The sequence below is a fragment of the Alicyclobacillus dauci genome (assembly GCF_026651605.1).
GTDB classification, from domain to species: domain Bacteria; phylum Bacillota; class Bacilli; order Alicyclobacillales; family Alicyclobacillaceae; genus Alicyclobacillus; species Alicyclobacillus dauci.
The window spans coordinates 62,166-78,329 of the sequence record NZ_CP104066.1 but is presented as its reverse complement, the minus strand read 5'-3'; the positions used below and the strand labels follow the sequence as shown (position 1 = coordinate 78,329).

The 16,164-nt window shown below is 46.2% G+C and carries 20 protein-coding genes, 1 pseudogene and 1 riboswitch; of the genes and pseudogenes, 3 read left to right on the top strand and 18 right to left on the bottom strand.

Annotated elements, in window-relative coordinates; translation table 11 throughout:
• Positions 1-45: 45 nt before the first annotated feature.
• The 3 genes from NZD86_RS24320 to NZD86_RS24310 are packed head-to-tail and all read right to left on the bottom strand — an operon-like array spanning position 46 to position 963.
• Entirely contained in the window at positions 46-384 is a 339-nt protein-coding gene (locus NZD86_RS24320) for a hypothetical protein (protein ID WP_268047145.1), read from the bottom strand.
• A 4-nt stretch (positions 385-388) separates the two neighbouring features.
• Positions 389-517 carry a hypothetical protein gene (locus NZD86_RS24315; RefSeq protein WP_268047144.1) on the bottom strand — a complete coding sequence of 43 codons (129 nt, stop codon included), beginning with the start codon at positions 515-517 and terminating at the stop codon, positions 389-391.
• Positions 514-963 (bottom strand): hypothetical protein, encoded by a 450-nt coding sequence (locus tag NZD86_RS24310; protein WP_268047143.1) that lies wholly within the window; start codon positions 961-963, stop codon positions 514-516. Before NZD86_RS24310 ends, NZD86_RS24315 begins: the two co-directional genes overlap by 4 nt.
• A 295-nt stretch (positions 964-1,258) precedes the next feature.
• Positions 1,259-1,389: riboswitch (cyclic di-AMP (ydaO/yuaA leader) on the top strand.
• A gap of 94 nt (positions 1,390-1,483) precedes the next feature.
• Between NZD86_RS24310 and NZD86_RS24305 the strand changes: the two genes are divergently transcribed.
• Positions 1,484-3,391, top strand: coding sequence for an APC family permease (locus NZD86_RS24305; protein ID WP_268047142.1), 1,908 nt, complete (start codon positions 1,484-1,486; stop codon positions 3,389-3,391).
• A gap of 630 nt (positions 3,392-4,021) precedes the next feature.
• On the opposite strand, the gene NZD86_RS24300 is transcribed toward NZD86_RS24305, so the two are convergent.
• Complete coding sequence (locus NZD86_RS24300) at positions 4,022-4,711, bottom strand: VIT1/CCC1 transporter family protein (RefSeq protein WP_268047176.1); 690 nt, start codon at positions 4,709-4,711, stop codon at positions 4,022-4,024.
• Between the two features lie 376 nt (positions 4,712-5,087).
• On the opposite strand from NZD86_RS24300, the gene NZD86_RS24295 reads away from it, so the two are divergent.
• A complete protein-coding gene (locus NZD86_RS24295; protein WP_268047141.1) occupies positions 5,088-5,261 on the top strand; it encodes an H-type small acid-soluble spore protein in 174 nt (57 codons plus the stop codon).
• Between the two features lie 63 nt (positions 5,262-5,324).
• On the opposite strand, the gene NZD86_RS24290 is transcribed toward NZD86_RS24295, so the two are convergent.
• From NZD86_RS24290 to NZD86_RS24230, 13 genes are all read right to left on the bottom strand, one after another.
• Complete coding sequence (locus tag NZD86_RS24290; RefSeq protein WP_268047140.1) at positions 5,325-5,549, bottom strand: hypothetical protein; 225 nt, start codon at positions 5,547-5,549, stop codon at positions 5,325-5,327.
• Between the two features lie 1,548 nt (positions 5,550-7,097).
• Complete coding sequence (locus tag NZD86_RS24285; protein WP_268047139.1) at positions 7,098-8,033, bottom strand: acetamidase/formamidase family protein; 936 nt, start codon at positions 8,031-8,033, stop codon at positions 7,098-7,100.
• A 116-nt stretch (positions 8,034-8,149) separates the two neighbouring features.
• Positions 8,150-8,488, bottom strand: coding sequence for a hypothetical protein (locus NZD86_RS24280; RefSeq protein ID WP_268047138.1), 339 nt, complete (start codon positions 8,486-8,488; stop codon positions 8,150-8,152).
• Between the two features lie 4 nt (positions 8,489-8,492).
• Positions 8,493-8,621 carry a hypothetical protein gene (locus tag NZD86_RS24275; protein WP_268047137.1) on the bottom strand — a complete coding sequence of 43 codons (129 nt, stop codon included), beginning with the start codon at positions 8,619-8,621 and terminating at the stop codon, positions 8,493-8,495.
• A complete protein-coding gene (locus tag NZD86_RS24270) occupies positions 8,618-11,041 on the bottom strand; it encodes a type IV secretory system conjugative DNA transfer family protein (RefSeq protein WP_268047136.1) in 2,424 nt (807 codons plus the stop codon). The genes NZD86_RS24275 and NZD86_RS24270 overlap by 4 nt, the downstream gene beginning before the upstream one ends.
• Before the next feature lie 29 nt (positions 11,042-11,070).
• Positions 11,071-11,715 (bottom strand): M23 family metallopeptidase, encoded by a 645-nt coding sequence (locus NZD86_RS24265; protein WP_268047135.1) that lies wholly within the window; start codon positions 11,713-11,715, stop codon positions 11,071-11,073.
• The gene (locus NZD86_RS24260; protein ID WP_268047134.1) at positions 11,712-11,936 is read right to left on the bottom strand and encodes a hypothetical protein; all 225 of its coding nucleotides are present in this window, start codon (positions 11,934-11,936) and stop codon (positions 11,712-11,714) included. The genes NZD86_RS24265 and NZD86_RS24260 overlap by 4 nt, the downstream gene beginning before the upstream one ends.
• 11 nt (positions 11,937-11,947) lie before the next feature.
• Complete coding sequence (locus tag NZD86_RS24255) at positions 11,948-12,382, bottom strand: hypothetical protein (protein ID WP_268047133.1); 435 nt, start codon at positions 12,380-12,382, stop codon at positions 11,948-11,950.
• A 287-nt stretch (positions 12,383-12,669) separates the two neighbouring features.
• Positions 12,670-12,903, bottom strand: a complete 234-nt coding sequence (locus NZD86_RS24250; RefSeq protein WP_268047132.1) for a hypothetical protein — start codon at positions 12,901-12,903, stop codon at positions 12,670-12,672.
• Positions 12,900-13,079, bottom strand: coding sequence for a hypothetical protein (locus NZD86_RS24245; protein WP_268047131.1), 180 nt, complete (start codon positions 13,077-13,079; stop codon positions 12,900-12,902). The genes NZD86_RS24250 and NZD86_RS24245 overlap by 4 nt, the downstream gene beginning before the upstream one ends.
• Positions 13,080-13,280 carry a hypothetical protein gene (locus NZD86_RS24240; RefSeq protein WP_268047130.1) on the bottom strand — a complete coding sequence of 67 codons (201 nt, stop codon included), beginning with the start codon at positions 13,278-13,280 and terminating at the stop codon, positions 13,080-13,082.
• Between the two features lie 529 nt (positions 13,281-13,809).
• On the bottom strand, positions 13,810-14,025 hold the full coding sequence (locus NZD86_RS24235) for a helix-turn-helix domain-containing protein (protein ID WP_268047129.1): 216 nt from the start codon (positions 14,023-14,025) through the stop codon (positions 13,810-13,812).
• Between the two features lie 81 nt (positions 14,026-14,106).
• A complete protein-coding gene (locus NZD86_RS24230; protein WP_268047128.1) occupies positions 14,107-15,105 on the bottom strand; it encodes a globin-coupled sensor protein in 999 nt (332 codons plus the stop codon).
• A 200-nt stretch (positions 15,106-15,305) separates the two neighbouring features.
• On the opposite strand from NZD86_RS24230, the gene NZD86_RS24225 reads away from it, so the two are divergent.
• Positions 15,306-15,461 (top strand): DUF3973 domain-containing protein, encoded by a 156-nt coding sequence (locus tag NZD86_RS24225; protein ID WP_268047127.1) that lies wholly within the window; start codon positions 15,306-15,308, stop codon positions 15,459-15,461.
• A 49-nt stretch (positions 15,462-15,510) separates the two neighbouring features.
• Here NZD86_RS24225 and NZD86_RS24220 read toward each other — a convergent pair.
• Positions 15,511-15,624, bottom strand: a pseudogene (locus NZD86_RS24220) (Spo0E family sporulation regulatory protein-aspartic acid phosphatase); the annotation flags it as partial.
• Between the last annotated feature and the right edge of the window lie 540 nt (positions 15,625-16,164).

Here is a 16,164-nt window from a genome sequence, read left to right as displayed (position 1 = left end):
ACCATGTTTTAAACTGGATATGTAACAGGAGAAGCCACGACTGTATCAGCCGAGGCCACCCATGTTTTTGATCACATCCACCAGTTCTTTGATCGTTTGACCGTGCTTATCTATTGCATCATGCAGCCTATCCATCTGCTTAAAAAGGAACTCGTCATTCGTCGAATGCATCCGATACAGGTCACCGATGCCCTTGTGAACGTCACTCCGTGTTTCCTCGACCTTATCAGCCAGTCGGTCGACGTCAGACTTCGTGACAGCCGTTTTCCCGAGTTGTTTTAGCCCGGTATGAGGAAAAGGGTTAGCGCTCTCCTTGACGCGCTCTCGTGCCGCTTGCCGTGCGCTACGTATGCTGTCGTAGATGATCATTTTCATGAATCCCATGCGCTCACCACCCTAACGCCTGGCGCAGTGCATCGGCCAGGTCAGACAAATCGTCTAGGTTGCTCAACGTGAACGGACTGCCAGCATCAACTTTGGATCCCCAGTTAAATACCTTCAGCAACGCACCAATCATAAATATTGAGCCTCCTTATCCATCAACGCTTTGCGTACTTCCTTCCGTGGTCTACCTAGCGTCTGCGCCCAATAATCACGCAAGTACGAACGATTCTTTACCGCTTTTGGCGGCGCGGCCATGTGCGCTAGGAATGCCGGTGCCGGTTCTTCGCTGCCTGGTGCAGTGATTCGATTTACCGCCCAGAAACGATCTGGAATGTTAATCAACTCTTCTTTGGTGAACGGTGCCATTTCGGGTAGGACCATCTTTAAACTGGCTTCCGACTTCGCTTTGTACTGCGAATACTGACACCCGGCGGCACGTACTTGCTCGATGATGTCCTTGAAGTCCTCGAGCGTGTGCCCCAGCCACATGAGCTTCAGACGCCATTTACGGGGTAGGGCCGACATTTTAACGAAAATATACGCTAATACATTTATTGGAATGAAAATTCGGTTTTTCACTACTCTAAGAGTTCATTGAAATATGAAGAAACGCGGTTCATATACATACCGCGTTCTGGATATTAATTCGTATTTATGTGGCAGTCGATCTTGCACTAACGCCCCCATAAGTTCAATAAATACTCTGTGCAAACTTCGAGTAGAATGTGCTAAATTTAGATGTCCTCTAGTAACCAATTTCCCAAATAAGCGGTTCGTCTACGTACAAACGATGCATGATCGCAAAGTCCATTAAAATTAAATCCAGAGTTTGGTATTGAATTTTCATTAAACGAGACTACAATAATCGACGTCAACTCAATATACGCCTAATCCCTATTGGGAGCGGAGGAACCATTCTTTTGGGGTGAATCCATGTTGGAAGGGTGAAAATTCTTGCCACCCGAACCCGTCAGCTAACTTCGTAGGTGTTGCAGGAGAGGTTTTTGGACGACCCCTCTGCGGGTCGTTTTGTGTTTTAGGCAAACTAACGAAAGAGATACAGAGACACTAGGAGTACATTCAGAGGGAAGGTTACAACATGTACAAAGAGTTTCCTTGGCTTCATCCCGTTTTGATTTGCATTATCATTGCAGCAATCGCCTTCGGATTGTTCAATTTTGGAAACGTGAAACGAATACTTGTAGGTCGCCCTATCCGTTCTCGGGAACTTAATCAGCCACATATGAAACTGGTTTGGCTCATTGCACTGCCAATTCTCGCTGCAGATCTGTATTCATCCGTGGCCTATGGTCCCGAAGCTGGAATAACCGAATTGGCACACTTAGGCACAAATGCAAAATGGATTATACTTCCAATAACTGCTTCAACAGTCATCCTGCTCGCTTTTCTAATCACATCGTACATTATGGGTGTTATGGCTTATCCCAGCGGCGGCGGTGCTTATGCAATTGGCAAGGACAACTTTAAGAAGCCGGTTGTTTCGCTCATCGCCGCAAGTGCCTTGCTTGTAGACTATGTACTAACGGTCGCCGTTTCCGTTTCTTCGGGAATTCAAACCATGGCTTCGTCATACCCAGTCCTCTCTGGCCATGAAACGTTGCTTTCGATTTTATGTGTCTTCATTATCTTATTAATCAACCTGCGTGGGGTATCGGAGTCAGCAAAGGTTTTTGCTTATCCGACATTCATTTTCATGGCGTGTATGATCCTTCTAATCGTAGCTGGATTCATTGACGAACTTCACCATGGATTTGTGCAACCAGTAACCCCTCCTTTTGGAACGATTCCTCAAGGACTCACGGCCATGCTCATGCTCCGAGCCTTTAGTTCAGCCTGTTCGTCTCTTACGGGGATTGAGACCATCTCTAATGCAGTTCCCATTTTCCGAGAAGGGAAAAATGGTGCGATTCGGGCCTATATCGCATTAGGTGTCATCACGGGTGTGACGTTGCTTGGATTCGCCTATCACCTGTATGTTAAGGGGATATCAGTCAATCCAAATAACACGATGCTGTCTCAACTGGCAGGCTTATATTTTGGCCACGGATTGATTTACCAGATCATTATCATCTTCACTTTTGTGGTTCTCATTTTAGCCGCCAATTCCACCTTTACTGGGTTTCCTCAACTGGCTGCTTTGGTCGCTAAAGATCGATTTTTACCAAGGTCCCTGGCACTTCGTGGAGACAGGTTAGGATACTCAAACGGAATGATTGTGCTTGCTGCACTTGCGGCCCTGCTTATTGAAGTATTTCATGCGCAAACCAATGCGCTAATTCCACTCTACGCCATCGGTGTATTTGTGGCATTCACCATTGCGCAATTGGGTCTCACAAAGCGTTGGTTAAGGGTTCGAGGGCACCTTTGGAAGGTCAAAGCGACAATTAACGCATTTGGTGCTTTGGTTACAGCACTCGTCGCCGTCATCTTTGCAGTGACAAAGTTTACAGGTGGTGCTTGGATTGTTCTGATCGTTTTACCGGTATTAATCTTTTGCGCAATGAAAATTCGGAAACATTACGATGAAATTGCAGACGAACTTCGCATCGATCTAGAAACAATTCATCCTCACAAACATCGTATTCTTTCCGTTGTACTGATTTCGGGTATTCATCGTATCGTTGTCGAAACAATTTCATTCGCCCAAAGCAGTAGTCAAGATGTGATTGCCCTGTACATTGGATTTGATGATGAATCCATCGAAAGGATGGAGCAAAAATGGAAGGCATGGGGCTCACCATGCAGACTTGTAACCGTAAAAAGTGAATATCGATCACTTCTTTACCCACTATCCAAGTTTCTACGTCGATTGGAGAATTATGAAGGGGGAAAACCCGACCATATTCAGCTATTAATTGCTCAATTCGTACCGAAAAAATGGTGGCACCACATTCTTCACAATCAGACACCATTTCTCCTAAGAACCTGGCTGCTACGACATAAAGATGTCGTTGTTACGACAGTCCCATATCATTTGCACCATTAGTGCAGAAACAGGGGGTTTATTCGCCCCCTGTTTTATTATCTAATGAGGTATCTTCACGTCCCCAGAGGTATGTAGTCGTTGTTGAACTAACTGCCCGTTTGTCTCATAAGAAGAGCAGCGAACACACCGCATAAATAGGGGTCCCGCCAACAAAATGACGTAAAACCCACGCTAAGACATTTATTGGGACAAGAATTCCGATTTCCTCTACTCTAAGAGTGTCTTGAAACATGAAGAAACGCGGTTCATTTATATACCGCGTCCTGGATATTCATTCGTGTTTTTAATGGAACCCTTATTGCACACATTCGCACCCGTTAGTGCCAGAAGACGTCGCCAACTTATTCCAACGTCAAATCGTATTCTGGTGGCGATTTCACTTCAATCGTAACCAATCTGTATCCGTGTTTTTTGGCTAAATCATAAGCCTTAGGTCCAATCGCATAATTGTGCACCTTTTTGAACCCTCTTGTGAGATCCCTGGTTACAGGACCAATTAGGGTGGTATGCAGCCGGAATGGCTTCAACCCTGGCCTCTAGTTGCCCCACGTCTCCTGGTCAGAGCGTTGATATGCAGAAGCGCTATGAACGATAACACCGCCGCGCGTTTCTTTCTCGTCGACCGAACTATCATCCAGCAAATACTTTTGCCAAACCGAAAGCAGCGGCAGCCGCAATGCCACCCACAAGCAATGTTTGAATCGCGCTCTTGAATGGATTGACCCCTGTGAATCTGCCTTTCACAAATCCGAAAATAAACAGGGCTATCAGTGTAATTATCACGGAAGTCACTAGGGCAGTATTGGCATGGTGTATAAAGATATACGGAGCAAGCGGAATAATACCACCAACGATATAGGAAATTGCAATGGTAATCGAGCTGCGCACCGCTCGTTTTGGATCGGGTTCCTCAAGACCTAGCTCGAATTTCATCATAAAGTCGATCCAGTTTTTCCGATTTTGACTGATGGCATTGACGGTTGTTTCCACATTTTCCTCGGGAACGCCCCACTGTAAGAGAAGTGACCTGACTTCTTCTCTTTCCCTGCCCGGCACTTCGTCGATTTCACGTTCCTCACGACGGAGCTCGGAAAAATAGTGTTCGCGGTCTGTATTGGCAGCGAGATATCCGCCCAACCCCATGGCAATACAGCCTGCGGCGATTTCGGACATCCCAGCAATCACTACCAAAGAAGTTTGAGATACCGTTCCTGATAAGCCGGCAGCTAAGGCAAATGGGACCGTCAAGCCGTCTGACATTCCAATAACAATATCTCGAATAAATTCTGAGCCTGTGAAATGACGTTCTGCATGCTCCATTGCTAAATAGCCCCATTTCAGTAATCGCAATCGATATATGGATTCAGTTACACCGGTTCTTAACGATTATCATTGACACATTACAGCAGTTCCATTAGTACATTATTCGTTTAGTTAGCCTATCTTCCGACATTACTTTCGTCCATGAATGCCTTTCCTATCATCATAGGTTGGTTAGTGGTCCAAAACCTGGACCAGGGTGGGTATTAGTCAATCGACTCACTCGTACCTATAAAACACACCCAACGGGCGACATAGCCAGTTTAAGGCTTCGCAGTTTGGATGCTAACGATTACGGCGTCCCTCTTATGAATTAGGCGTGGTGTACATAGATAAAACCCTACACGGTCATCCTAGTTTAGGGAGGTGGTTTCAAATGGATATCCATCGAGCTAAAGAAATTATGGAATCGCCCCAGATTATCAATGTAGAGTACCGCGGTGTTGCTGTTCATATTGATCAAGTGTTCGAGTCCAACGCATATGCCGAAATCCATTACGAGGATGGCACAGTAGCAAATGCTCCTCTTAGTGATTTACGTGAGAACTGACGCGAACCACGTACCCTTCGCGCTATCACGTATTTGGGCAAAATAAAAACCCGCCGAAGCGGGTCAATCGAGTAATGTTAAATTTCCTTCAAGTTTGATTTTGACTGATGTTCGTAACTCGGGAGAAACTTCTAGTCGATCATTGATCACCCAAACTACATCATCAACAACACAGTGAAAGTCATCACCAGAAGGATGATGATATAGGAATCTGTCGCCGATTCGCGGAATACAATCCCATTTAGTATCGTGCCATGGTTCCCCATTGAAAAATATTTCGACTTTCATGCACTCACCCTCCTTACTCACAATTTCTGCAAGTATCGGAAGGTTCCTGCAATCCTTGACATCCCCGTATATCAAGCGTCTCCGATGATTAGTGACACATTCGCACCATCAAAAATACTTGGTGACAATTTGTACCCAAAAACGTTTTTACGTCATTCACCCCAACTTTGGAGTCAATTGATACGGAATATATGATGAATACCACTGAACGCCCATATGTACATCATTGGGATGTACACTAATCCTGCATTTACCCTTTCTACCCCTTTTTATCCTCGTCATCGGCTTCGGTCGGTGCACGGGGACTTTTTTGTTAGTAGATCAAAAACTTTTTGCCCAACGTGTATAATCGCTAGTTTAACTGGACATGCTATAGATGGCCTCCAATCCTTTCTCCTTTTGGCGTCCTTCAACGGGCGTCTTTTTTGTTGTTAAAAAGGTGATAATAATGCGCTAATATGGCGTTAATTTGGTGCTAAAAAGGTGCTAATGCAATTATCCATTATTCTTACAGTAACAACGGTTTGACTAGGTGACTTGGTTCTTTTAAGGACAATCCACACAATCTACACAGCGCCTCCAACTGAACCTAAAACGGAATATTTATAATCAGCGGTGTGGACGGTCGGTAACGACCTTTATATACAACCCTTTACTCCTGGACAGCCGCCCTGCCATCGGCTGTCCCTTAAATTTACACGTCACGTATCGACGGACTTTGCACCAGTAACGTCATATACTGTGGTTCCGGCAATTTAGGTAGGACGGCATGTGTGGCTGTCAATGTCGTGTGCGAAGGCGGGGCATGCGGTACGTCTGTGTCTCCAGGGTACATACCCATTCTTACAGTCCACTTCGGTGGGCTGTCTTTTTTGGACATAAAAAACTCGCATCACCATAATAGCGATACGAGGACAATAAGGTGGTTTACAGATTTTCAGCCAAGTATGTACCTACATGTTTCACCGATCAATGAACTGTGTGCTCTACACGTGGATTTCGTCTGGTCACGAATCATACAATCCTTGTTCACAAACTAACAGCCATCGATTATTGGACACAAATGTAATGGAGTGTAAAAATGTACCTCGGGTTAAGGGTACACAGTAGAAAAATAACGGGAACATCAAAAACTCCCCGCACAGATGACCTTGGAAGGAGTAAGGTGTGCAAGGAGTTTAGATGAGGAGCAAGCAAATCAATTTTGCACCTACACCTTTAACGGTTCAATGAAACGTGTACGCTACACACAACCAACGTGGTCATGACTGGAACGGTCCATGGACTGCCCTTTTGCATGTCAATATGGAGTTAAATTGGTGATAAGTTGGCGTTAATTTGGCGTTAAATTGATTTCCGCTTTAACGAGTAACCATCGGGTTTTAGGGGATGGTTTGGTTCTGTAACGGAGAGGACGATTCTTACATTCATGACATCTAACTGTAATATTCGTCTTCTAATCCATAACGTTGATGCCCCTACTACATATAATTTGACCCCTACGATTTGATTCGCAGGGGTCGTTTTTTATATCAGATACTGTACTGACTATCTTTGGAATACAGCCAAAGGCAAAACTGCACTAACAACGTATTGTCCAGCGTCGACTACTTCGGATATCTTTAAATCCACACACAGACTGGAAAGAAGATATGCATCTTCTGGTGTCATCTCGTATTTATTAGAAATGTGCTTTACCATAGCGCGAAGGGCATCTTTTGCGGCTACCATTAGGTCAGAAGCAACGCCCGTTGTTCCATAAAAACCAGCGTGGTTAACTTTCGAAGTAAGTGCTCCTGCAGTTTCGAACTGAGGGGCTGGAATCGATTGATTCTTGATAAGATTGAAACGAAGAGTGGCGTACATAGGACATTCAAGCCCAGTAACGCAAACTTCACCATCGCCTTGAGCTGCATGGGCATCACCACAACTGAATAATGCACCTGCAACTTGGACAGGGAGATAAAGAGTTGTACCTGGAGTCAACTGCCGTGTATCGAGATTACCTCCGAATGTACCAGGTGGCATAATTGGTTGACCGTCAGCATCCTTAGGACACACACCCATGGTTCCGAAAAAAGGTTCGATGGGTATCTTGATGTCCTCTCGAAAATGCACGTATTTCCCATCTGACAAATCAAATGTACGTAAATACGCGTCGGGGAAATCCTCTGCCAGTAAACCTAGTCCAGGTAGTACAGCTGTCCAACCCCATCCTAAAGGATTCATATGCAATATCTCGATAGCCAACGTATCCCCAGGCTCAGCACCTTCGACGAATACCGGACCAGACAACGGATATACCTTATCCCAGTTTAGATTGGCTACATCCTCTGTGGTCGAATTAGGCCCAAATTGTCGGTCACTTACATCTCTAGTTTCAAAAATGACTGTGTCACCACTTTGGATCCGTAGCAACGGTTCATGTGACTTATCCCACGTATAGTGGACAGTGTCCTTAGGAAAATAGTGCGTTTTCGGCATTTTTGCCCCTCCAAACCCAACCTTCCGAATAAACATATATTATTCACAATAAACTAATATTTCAACAAGGTTTATATTCGTTCCATGATTGCTAGGCAGTTGGTCCTTCGACTAGCTCACCCAAGGCCACCCATATTTTTAATGACATCCACCAGTTCTTTGATCGTTTGTCCATGCTTGTCGATGGCATCATGAAGCCTATCCATTTGCTTGAATAGGAACTCGTCATTCGTCGAATGCATATGATACAGGTCTCCGAGTCCCCGGTGTACATCGCTACGTGTTTGCTCCACCTTATCTGCCAGTCGGTCGACATCTGACTTCGTGACAGCCGTTTTGCCGAGTTGTTTCAGTCCCGTATGGGGAAATGTATTGGCGCTATCCTTCGCACGTTCACGAGCCGCATGGCGCGCGCTACGAATGGAATCGTAAATGATCATTTTCATGAAGCCCATGAGCTCACCATCCTAACGCCTGGCGCAGTGCATCGGCCAGGTCTGACAAATCGTCCAGGTTACTCAATGTGAATGGACTACCGGCATCAACCTTCGAACCCCAGTTAAACACCCTCAAGAGTGCCCCCATCATAGATATTGAGCCTCCTTATCCATCAATGCTTTGCGTACTTCCTTCCGCGGCCGCCCAAGCGTCTGGGCCCAATAGTCACGCAGGTATGAGCGATTCTTAACCGCTTTTGGTGGCGCAGCCATATGTGCTAGGAACGCTGGTGCAGGTTCTTCGCTGCCTGGTGCCGTGATTCGATTTACCGCCCAGAAACGATCTGGAATGTTAATCAACTCTTCTTTGGTGAACGGTGCCATTTCGGGTAGGACCATCTTTAAACTGGCTTCCGACTTCGCTTTGTACTGCGAATACTGACACCCGGCGGCGCGTACTTGCTCGATGATGTCCTTGAAGTCCTCGAGCGTGTGCCCCAGCCACATGAGCTTCAGACGCCATTTACGGGATTCACGCACCACGCCTTTATACAGCGGCAATGCGCTCGGGAACTGGTGTGGCTCATCCATGACAAACACACAGGGCTTGCGATCCTTCTTTGCCGTATCGTATCGGCTCAAGATAGCCAACCATAGCTTTGAGATGACGAAAGTGGCCACGGCGTCAGTGCCAGCGTCTAGGAAGAAGTCTTTCGGTATACGGATCCCAACGAAATACGGATGCTCGTCACCGTCTGCCCATTTACGAAAGTTAATGAGTGGATTGCCATCGGCGTCTGTTTTGTCGGGTTGGAGGGTATGATCTGCGACTCGTTCTTCGTCCATGAGAAGACTAATGCGGTTTTGTATGGGGCGAATAATTTCGTTTCGTTCTCTGTCTGACTGATTCCAAAATGCTTCGAGCTTCGCCTTTACCCGCGGACTTACGACGTATCGTTTGTGCAACCCCCAATACTTCTTTGAGGTAAGCATGAGCATCGCGTCCAGCGGCGTGGCCCCCGGTCTGCCTAAACGTGCGCGACCTGCATCTTTTAAGTACATCGACATCCGGTCTGACGTCTCACTCTTGGCTATCGTATCGATGAACCGAACCAACTGCGCGGCCATGAGGTTAGCCACGTCTGCTTCGTCATCCGGATCACCAGCTGCAGCCCGTTCTGACCAGTTCATCGGGATGGCAAAGTCTTTGTGACCTAAGTCCATATCGATAATGTGATCATCGGGCATCCATTCCGGCATTGCATCACGCGCTTCGGTCACTAGGTCACCATCTGCCACGTCAATCACAAAGGCGCTGTAACCGGCCTTGATAAACTCCACGGCCGTTTTGACACCTTGCCCTGTCTTGCCTACGCCCTGCGGTCCAAAAGCGAACCAGGGGAGACATAGCGTGTCATGGTCCTTTGTTTGGATGTACACTGTTTCCGTTTTGCCCTTGTACGTTACCTCGCCTAGTTCTAGGCCCCCGGACGTTAGCCAATCGGGCAAATCCAGTTCGCGCTTATTGATTGCCTCGATATAGTCCTTGTATTGGTCCTGGAGGGACGCTGTAGGCACTTGAATTAGCTTCCCGAACTCAGTGGATGACAGGATATTCACGCCTGGACTCAACACCGTCTTTTGGTGCAACTGAAGGGTGTTCACTTCATCGATAGCCGACCGGCTACCGCGCTGCCCCCGTATTGAGTTGTCGCCGTTCAGAGCGGCGAATGCGTTAGAGAATGCTCGTGTCAGTACCTTACGGCGTGCAGCATCCTTAGAGGTGACCAAAACACGCATCCATGCCTTGAACACTGGTTGACTGCGTTTATTGCGTGTGACAGCGCTGAATTCGTTCTGCTGTGTAAGTACAAGGCGTTCCGATGACTTCTCCGGTTTCTTATTCCGGTCGTTATCCTTCTTCTTGGCCGCTTCTTTGCCATCCAGTGCGCCAAATACAGTGTCATAAGCGCCGTGCAGCTGGTCATTTAGAAACTCGGCAGCCTTCATCTGATTAACCTTTACCTTCAGTTCAAAACGCTTCGGCACTTTCCCGGCCTTTAGCGCTTCATAAGCGTTATCAGCAATGTCAGCCCATGACACGCGGTCGTATGGCTCAAAACAGTAGGCAATGACCGCTCTATCGTCTTCTCGAAAGTCCTCCAGGACACTGAGGATGTCAGCGATTGGTGTAGTGTCTTCATCTCGGCCAATACCAAGACCAAAAATGTTGTGCTTGGTTAGATTCAATTCGATGACATCAGTATTACTGATCTCAACCAGCGGAATTTGCTGTCCGTCTTCTATCGTTGCTTTCGGCCAGTATCTATTCAAACGATGAGTAGCGTAGGTAGAGAATTCACCAGTAGGCGCAGCGAAGTAGAATTTAACGCCCTGTAAGGATATGTCGATGATGTGCCAGAACCGAACCGGCGCGGTGTGCTTAATACCCTTCCAACCGAATTTGAGACGGTCCCAAACAATTGAATGGCAATCATGTAGGGCATTCGCAAAGATGTGACCCTGCACATTCCGCGCCGACCGATCTGGCGTAATTCTTATAGTCTCCATCTCGTGATAAACATACTTCCACGGCCTCATTAGGATGCCCACCCCGCATGATATGCAATCGTCGCGATTAAACCGCTGTAGAAGGCCCAACGACGCGGCCTAACCATTCCGGCGATGACTCCAAGTAAGGACACAGCACAAATGACAAGAGCAATGGGTGCAATCTGATGAAGTGCCCACTCTCCAAAGTCTCTGGCCAACCCTTTCACGATCTCCCCAATCCAATGCTCAACGTGTCCGACTACAAACTCATCCTCGCTGTTCTTGACGCGGTTACTCGAGAGATGGAACCAATTGTGCCACGGAGAAAAATAATTATCGGGATCGACCCATTTACCGTTCGGCGCCATAACTCCGATATGCAAGTGTGGACCAGTGGAATACCCTGTGTCGCCGGACAGGCCAATGACATCTCCTTTGTGAATCCGTTCCCCAGCGTACGCCTTCACCTTGTCGAGATGACCGAACACTATCCGATAGCCGTCGGGTTCCTTAAGCCATACGGCATTCCCGAATCCTTGTGAGCCTTCATGTGTGATCTTTTCGACCACTCCACTCGTTATAGACTGCACCGGCGTATCCATCGGCAGCGCTAGGTCAACCCCACTATGCGACGCGGCGTGCGACGAATCCACGGCCCCGAACGTGGTTGTTACTTGCCATGGCCACTTCATGAATGACCACTCAGTTTGCTATGTTCCTCTCGTGCTCGATAAATCAACTCTAGAGTTCCGGAATACATTAGCGTACCCGCACCGGCACATGCCATCGGAATCCATCCACCCATAAAGAGCACAGCCGTCCAGGTGAATCCATTAGCGATCCAAAGCGTCTTATCTGTCTTCGATGGGAATATGTCATTGATAACGTTCCGCACGATAAGCAATGATTTCACGCAAATCCTCCTCACACATCCCCGAATTGGTGTCCCAGGTGCCGAATGAACGGTAGAACAAACTGCATGCCGATGTAGCCACCTATTGCCCATTTAGCACGATCTAGGGCGCTTGATGGACGCCTCAGAATCATCTCAAGTCCAGCCCAGCAAACCATTGTCACGGCCAGCGGCAACGCCTGGTGCCTTATGAGCGGAATGACGTAATCCGCCCAAGATGCGTCAGCGTTAAAGTGCATGCTGTCGAGCTGAGCACCTTCGCTTGCCGTTACCGTTACAGCCGGGTCCGTGCCAGCGTAGACAAATGCCGGTACAGCTTCGAGCACAACGCCCATAGATCCGGCAGCTAAGGTGAATTGATGCCAATCAACTCGATATGCATCTACGCGCCGCACCTTTCCGTTCACAACAAACTCGTGCATGTCGATCACGACAGGTTTTCTCAACGGTGCCACCTCCCAAAGGATTTTTGTACGATCCACTTTCCGTACAAACCAAGCCCAAAACCTATGATGAAAGCTCCAAGAGTAACCGTGGATACCCCCTCCTTAACGGGACACCATAACGCCAACAATGAGAAAGGGTGATATGTTATGCCGTACCTCGCTGCGTTTTGGGAGATTATCGTCGGTACGATATGTGTTGTTGTGGGGCATTCGATGATGAGCTAAAAATTTTGACGGACACGCAACTTTTGCCCCAGCCACGCATAAGCCTGAACCAGGCAATAGCCTTACTGCATCCTGCGAAGAACATCGGATTGTTCGGGCGATTTGTAGACCTTCACTGGCTGCAATTGTCCGTTTTTAACTCGCAAAACGTTCATCGTCTGTCCGCCAATAACAGCCGTTCCCATAGACCAAATGGAGATTGGAATAATGGTCCACCACATCACTGATAACGTGGCTGCGGTTACCGTTCCCGCCGCTATTGAGCCAATTAAGACAACAGCCGTACGTTTTTTCACTTCATTCCCTCCTCCTGCCAAGCATCTCGGTACATCCGTTCAATATCGCTAACCGTGTCGGCTGCCCCATAGACCCGATACCCTGAAGCAATCCAGTTGGACAGCCAATCAAGCGCACACAAGTAAGTCTCAGCCTCACCGACCACAACAAAAACCAATTCTCCGTTATCCCACACTTACTGATCACCGCCTAAATTCACCTGGAAAGATGCCTCCGGTGTCGCTGATATTTGATGTGACTGCTGCTTAAATTCACGAGTTAGATACTGTTTCACAAGACCACTAAAGTTGATTTTCTGAGAGAACTGATAAAGAGCACGCTCTTCCGGATCGTTGAGGTTAAACGATACGCTGCGTCTCTTCTCACCGTATTCCATCGTGAATCACCTCTCTTTGTGTTGATGGTGGATGATATGTCACCGAAAAAATGTCCTATTCCGCATTTAAATAAAAATACGAGCCCCGCACGGAGACTCGTACCGAATAATTTTTCGAACTTCTTTACTCAAAAGCCATTTTGGTGACGGTATTTGAATGAAGGAGGTGAATCGGGTGGAGCTGGTCTAAACCGGCATATACAATCAATTCGGCCGAGAAAGGAGGGCAAAAAAATGACCATACAAGAAACCTGCAGTCTCTTGATGGCCTGCTGTTCATTTGGGATGCTTATTTTGACTGCCATCAATCTAAGCATCATCATTGCTCAGCACGTTCATTAAGAACAAAAGAGGGGCGGCCGAACGCCCCTCACCCTTCTATCTTACAGATACAAACAAGTCATATTCAAATTGTCGGCGGCGCATTACACTTGGACGTTTATCTTTAGGCGCACGCCGATGACGTATTTATACGCTATCTGTGTTGTAAATCGAGATTCCTAGGATTTATCACTAATCCCGTCTCAACTCAAGAATCCGGCCATATACTGTTTACTTTGACACCAAGCGCTCTGGCAATCCGATAACGTGTTTCAGAATTGGGCTTTGTTGTTTCACCTGTACGTATGGCTGCGATGGTGTTTTTGTGTACACCCGACATATAGGCTAGTTCCTGAGTATTAATGTCACGTTCGGCCATAAGCACACGTAATCGCTTCGCTGGATTGTCTTTTACAGCACGCATAACAATGTCCACCCCGCATAGCTTGTCTAGCATCGCTATGAACAGGATGGACATATTTGTGAGAAATTAAACATTTTCTATTTATTGCTTTAGCCTAGTAGCAATATCCTCAATACCATGGATCAACGCCGATAACTCTTGTGCCGATGCCGCTTGTTGTTCTGAAGTAGCCATAGTTTGTTCGGCCTGTTGATTGATACTGTTAATGTACTTCACTAATTCTGATACAGATGTATTAATTTCTTCTGACGACTTTTTAGTTCGTTCGGCTAATTTTCGAATTTCATTTGCGATGACAGTAAATCCCTGACCACGATCGCCTGCCCTAGTCGCCTCGATTGAAGCATTTAACCCCAACATATGTGTCTGCGCTGCAATTTCTATAACTAACTTGCTCATCGCGTCAATGGCAGTACTTTTGTCATACAACGTCGATGCAGATTCAACAACTGCACCTTGAGCTTCAGCTAATACTGTAGCGGAATTTGCAAAATCAGATGCGATTGCGGTCACTTGATCAACGGATTGTATAAGTTCATTAGAGGCATTTGTCATATGCTTGATATACGCTTCGTTTTTGCTCATGACATCTCCGATATACTGTTCCAAAATAATCGCAGAATCGAACAATATTCGTTTCGTTACAGCTTCGTAGATTGAAAAGCTCACATGAGGATCTGAATGGCTAAGCCTTTTCCGTATACAGCGAAGGTAAATTGAGTAACCACCAATGTACCACGTGGCAGATAATCCGATTTTTGCATGCACCGCACCAACTTTTTCACGGCCAGCAATATAATCGTCATCAATTACATCCGTAGCAAGGGTTTTCAAATACCATACTTGCGTTTTTTTTAATCGTTCGACAGTACTGTTCTCATTAATAATTCCTTTTAGGTGCCCTCTTTTCATAACTTCATCGTAAAATTCATGAACAATTTCATCCGCATACTTTTCAAAAAAGTCCATGTTGTCGTACAAAGTCTTTAGGTCGTAGTCATTTAGCCCATAATAGTCGATTAGTTCTCTCCAGGTCTCACTTGATAAATTGATCACATTAATCACCCTTACGGAAACCATGTTTAATTACAGATGATCTACCATTTAGAAGATTAACCGTTTTGCTTGAGTGAAACCACAAAATACGAGATCCCCATGGATATCCGTACGATACCGACACAATTTGTCTAAGAATTATTAAAGTACATCAGTTTCTCATGTTAACGCACTAAAGCAAATGGGAGAAATTGTGTATAATAGATTAAAGGGGATGGTTAACAATGAATCACATAATGTATTGCATTCATTGCCACGCCATTCATCGGGTGACCGTACGAGATACGGTGTTTAAAACTGGTTTTAGGCTTGTGAATGGACAAGACGTGCCACTTGGAATTTGTAACGGTAAAACACAGTCCGAAAAGAAGGCCGAATAAAACATCCTGTAGCTTTACAGTATCGTTCAAAACGAACTCGCTGGATATCATTAATGAGGGTGTCTAAGCGTTGACTGATTTCAACTACATCAGGATGTGCTAAACTCCCTCTTTCCTCTGCCGTCTTAATCATAAGACTGCGTAAATATTCTATGTCTTCCATATTTGTGGTATTTAATCTCATCGTACCCTGTAACCCCGAATCGCAATCTCTTTGTATATTGATTATCCGTATGGAGTTATCATAAATCGTATTCAGTATTCTGTATACAATCGAAATCGAACCCCATAAAACAACTGGATTCAAAAAACGACGATGTGATTAAACCTGAGATGAGATGTGTTTGGTCAGGTCAATTCTTGAAGTTTTTTACCAGATTTAGAGCAGTGTAAAAGTTAATAACCTTGTTGGGGTCTGCGCAAAGGCGAACGGGACGGTCGGTCGTGTGCAGACCTGGGGTTGTATTGGCCACAAGAGGATGTATGAAGACTATCAAATTTGTCCATCATGCGTAGTAGGGGTCACGTCACGAAACGGCGATTTTTGTACGTTAAGCATTTTGGTGTCACGCAACGACTTGGCATCTCCAGCATAGCGGTAATACTGTCCGGATGAACTATACCTAAAACTGACGTCAGAGAGCCCATTAGAGAAGCGTCAGAATAGGCTTCGTTGAGGATTTTTCTGACATCATGATATGGA

Bases quoted from the DNA above. Each gene is read 5' to 3' on its own strand.
- NZD86_RS24320 (WP_268047145.1), bottom strand. From the start codon at position 384: ATGGGATTCATGAAAATGATCATCTACGACAGCATACGTAGCGCACGG.
- NZD86_RS24315 (WP_268047144.1), bottom strand. From the start codon at position 517: ATGATTGGTGCGTTGCTGAAGGTATTTAACTGGGGATCCAAAGTTGAT.
- NZD86_RS24305 (WP_268047142.1), top strand. From the start codon at position 1,484: ATGTACAAAGAGTTTCCTTGGCTTCATCCCGTTTTGATTTGCATTATC.
- NZD86_RS24300 (WP_268047176.1), bottom strand. From the start codon at position 4,711: ATGGAGCATGCAGAACGTCATTTCACAGGCTCAGAATTTATTCGAGAT.
- NZD86_RS24295 (WP_268047141.1), top strand. From the start codon at position 5,088: ATGGATATCCATCGAGCTAAAGAAATTATGGAATCGCCCCAGATTATC.
- NZD86_RS24290 (WP_268047140.1), bottom strand. From the start codon at position 5,549: ATGAAAGTCGAAATATTTTTCAATGGGGAACCATGGCACGATACTAAA.
- NZD86_RS24285 (WP_268047139.1), bottom strand. From the start codon at position 8,033: ATGCCGAAAACGCACTATTTTCCTAAGGACACTGTCCACTATACGTGG.
- NZD86_RS24280 (WP_268047138.1), bottom strand. From the start codon at position 8,488: ATGGGCTTCATGAAAATGATCATTTACGATTCCATTCGTAGCGCGCGC.
- NZD86_RS24275 (WP_268047137.1), bottom strand. From the start codon at position 8,621: ATGATGGGGGCACTCTTGAGGGTGTTTAACTGGGGTTCGAAGGTTGAT.
- NZD86_RS24270 (WP_268047136.1), bottom strand. From the start codon at position 11,041: ATGGAGACTATAAGAATTACGCCAGATCGGTCGGCGCGGAATGTGCAG.
- NZD86_RS24265 (WP_268047135.1), bottom strand. From the start codon at position 11,715: ATGAAGTGGCCATGGCAAGTAACAACCACGTTCGGGGCCGTGGATTCG.
- NZD86_RS24240 (WP_268047130.1), bottom strand. From the start codon at position 13,280: ATGGAATACGGTGAGAAGAGACGCAGCGTATCGTTTAACCTCAACGAT.
- NZD86_RS24235 (WP_268047129.1), bottom strand. From the start codon at position 14,025: ATGCGTGCTGTAAAAGACAATCCAGCGAAGCGATTACGTGTGCTTATG.
- NZD86_RS24230 (WP_268047128.1), bottom strand. From the start codon at position 15,105: ATGGTTTCCGTAAGGGTGATTAATGTGATCAATTTATCAAGTGAGACC.
- NZD86_RS24225 (WP_268047127.1), top strand. From the start codon at position 15,306: ATGAATCACATAATGTATTGCATTCATTGCCACGCCATTCATCGGGTG.